The 2,122-nt window shown below is 71.0% G+C and carries 3 protein-coding genes; 2 read left to right on the top strand and 1 reads right to left on the bottom strand.

The window, feature by feature from the left end; translation table 11 throughout:
• Nucleotides 1–1,300: leucyl aminopeptidase (locus ABZD10_RS15395; RefSeq protein WP_372887874.1), on the top strand; the 1,300-nt coding region annotated here is incomplete at its 5' end.
• A gap of 1 nt (nucleotide 1,301) precedes the next feature.
• Nucleotides 1,302–1,772, top strand: a complete 471-nt coding sequence (locus tag ABZD10_RS15390; RefSeq protein WP_372887872.1) for a DNA polymerase III subunit chi — start codon at nucleotides 1,302–1,304, stop codon at nucleotides 1,770–1,772.
• Between the two features lie 70 nt (nucleotides 1,773–1,842).
• On the opposite strand, the gene ABZD10_RS15385 is transcribed toward ABZD10_RS15390, so the two are convergent.
• Nucleotides 1,843–2,122 (bottom strand): TIGR02281 family clan AA aspartic protease (locus ABZD10_RS15385; RefSeq protein WP_372887870.1); only part of this gene is annotated, 280 nt, incomplete at its 5' end.

The raw sequence follows: 2,122 nt of genomic DNA, 5'->3' as shown, positions 1-2,122 counted from the left end.
GCGCGACGTCGTCTTCCTGGCCCGCAACGCGACGGTGGCCGAGGCTCGCAAGGCCGGCGCGGCGCTGGCCGGGGCGCGCGGAAAGGCGGCGCTGACCCTCTGCGCCGGATCGCACCGGCGCGCCGCCGAGGTGGCGATGGGGCTGGCGCTGCGCGACTACGGGTTCGACAGCCACAAGAGCAGCCCGGCCAAACCCGAAGGCGATACCGACGCGGCCGAGGCCGGCGCCGAGGCGGGCACTGAGGCCGGCACAGAAGCCGGCACTGTGACCTGCATGGTCACCCGGCCGGCCGAGGTCGCCGCCGCCGCGGCGCCGCTGCTGGCCATCGCCGAGGGGGTGCATTTCACCCGCGATCTGGTGAACGAGCCGGCCAATGTGCTGACCACCACCGAATTCGCCCGCCGCATCGAAGAGATGACCGCCCTCGGGCTCGAGGTCGAGATCCTCGAAGAGGACCAGCTGCGCGATCTCGGCATGGGGGCGCTGCTCAGCGTCGGCCAGGGGTCGGACAGCCCGTCGAAAGTGGCGGTGATGCAGTGGCAGGGCGGCGACAAGGATGCCGCGCCGCTGGCGCTGGTCGGCAAGGGCGTGGTCTTCGACACCGGCGGCATCTCGCTGAAACCCGCCGCCGGCATGGAGGACATGACCATGGACATGGGCGGCGCCGGCGTGGTTGCCGGCACCATGCGGGCGCTGGCGCTGCGCAGGGCGCGGGCCAATGTGGTCGGGCTGGTCGGCCTGGTCGAGAACATGCCCTCGGGCAATGCCACCCGGCCCGGCGACGTGGTGACCTCGATGAAGGGCGACACGATCGAGGTCATCAACACCGACGCCGAGGGGCGGCTGGTGCTCTGCGACGTGCTGCATTACACGCAGCAGCGCTTCCGCCCGGCCGGCATTATCGACCTCGCCACCCTGACCGGCGCCGTCATCATCGCCCTCGGCCACGAGAAGGCCGGGGTGTTCTCCAACGACGACGGCTTCTGCGCCCGCTTCCTCAAATCCGCCGAGGCCGAGGACGAGGGCGCCTGGCGGCTGCCGCTGGCCAAGGCCTATGACGACATGCTGAAATCGCGCATCGCCGACATGAAGAACACCGGTGGCCGCCCCGCCGGATCGGCCACCGCCGCCGCCTTCCTGCACCGGTTCATCGCAAAGGACATGCCCTGGATCCATCTCGACATCGCCGGCGTCGCCAGCGTCAAGAGCGCCACCGCCTATGCCCCCAACGGGGCCACCGGCTGGGGGGTGATGGCGCTGAACCGGCTGGTGGCCGACCACTACGAACAGGCCGGCTGAGATGGGCCGCGCCCTGTTCTACCACCTGACGCGGGCATCGGTGGACAGCACGCTGGCCACACTTGCCGGCCGCGCCCTCGAACAGGGTTGGAACGTGCTGGTGCGCGGCACCGAGGCGGCGCGCATCGACTGGCTCGACCAGAGGCTCTGGCTGGCCGGCGGCGAGGCCGGCTTCCTGCCCCATGGCATCGCCGGCGGGGCGCAGGACGGCGACCAGCCGATCCTGCTGACCACCGAGCAGGGCAACGCCAATGGCGCCCTCTATCTGGTCAGCATCGACGGCGCCGAGATCACCGCCGACGAGATCGCCGCCGCCGAACGCGGCGTGATCCTCTTTGATGGCCATGACGAGGCAGCCGTCGCCCATGCCCGCCAGCAGTGGAAGAGCCTGACCGGGGCCGGATGCGCCGCCGAATACTGGTCCGAAGACAGCGGCCGCTGGCAGAAGATGGCCGAGAAACCGGCCGGCTGACCGGCCCTTGATCTCTTTGCCAAATACTCGCGCCGCAGGCCCGGCCCCGCGCCGCGGGGGCGGCCACCCCCTAGCGCAGCAGGCTCAGGGTGCCGCCGGAAATGCGGATCTCGGAAAACCGCTGCAGATAGCTCATGCCCAGCAGCGATTGCTCCAGCTGGCCACCGTTGACGCTGGCCGCGACCCCGGTATCGACCATCTCGCCCAGCCGCAGTTCGCGCAGCGTCACCGGCGCGGTGCGCACCTCGCCGTTGGCGGTGAAGGCGCGGCCGTAATAGGGCAGACGGTCGACGTCGAAACCGGCGCGGCGCGCATCGGCGCGGCTGAGCACGATCTCGCTGGCGCCGGTG

The organism is Shimia sp., from assembly GCF_041624275.1.
GTDB lineage: Bacteria > Pseudomonadota > Alphaproteobacteria > Rhodobacterales > Rhodobacteraceae > Shimia.
This window is presented reverse-complemented; position numbering and strand designations above follow the sequence as displayed.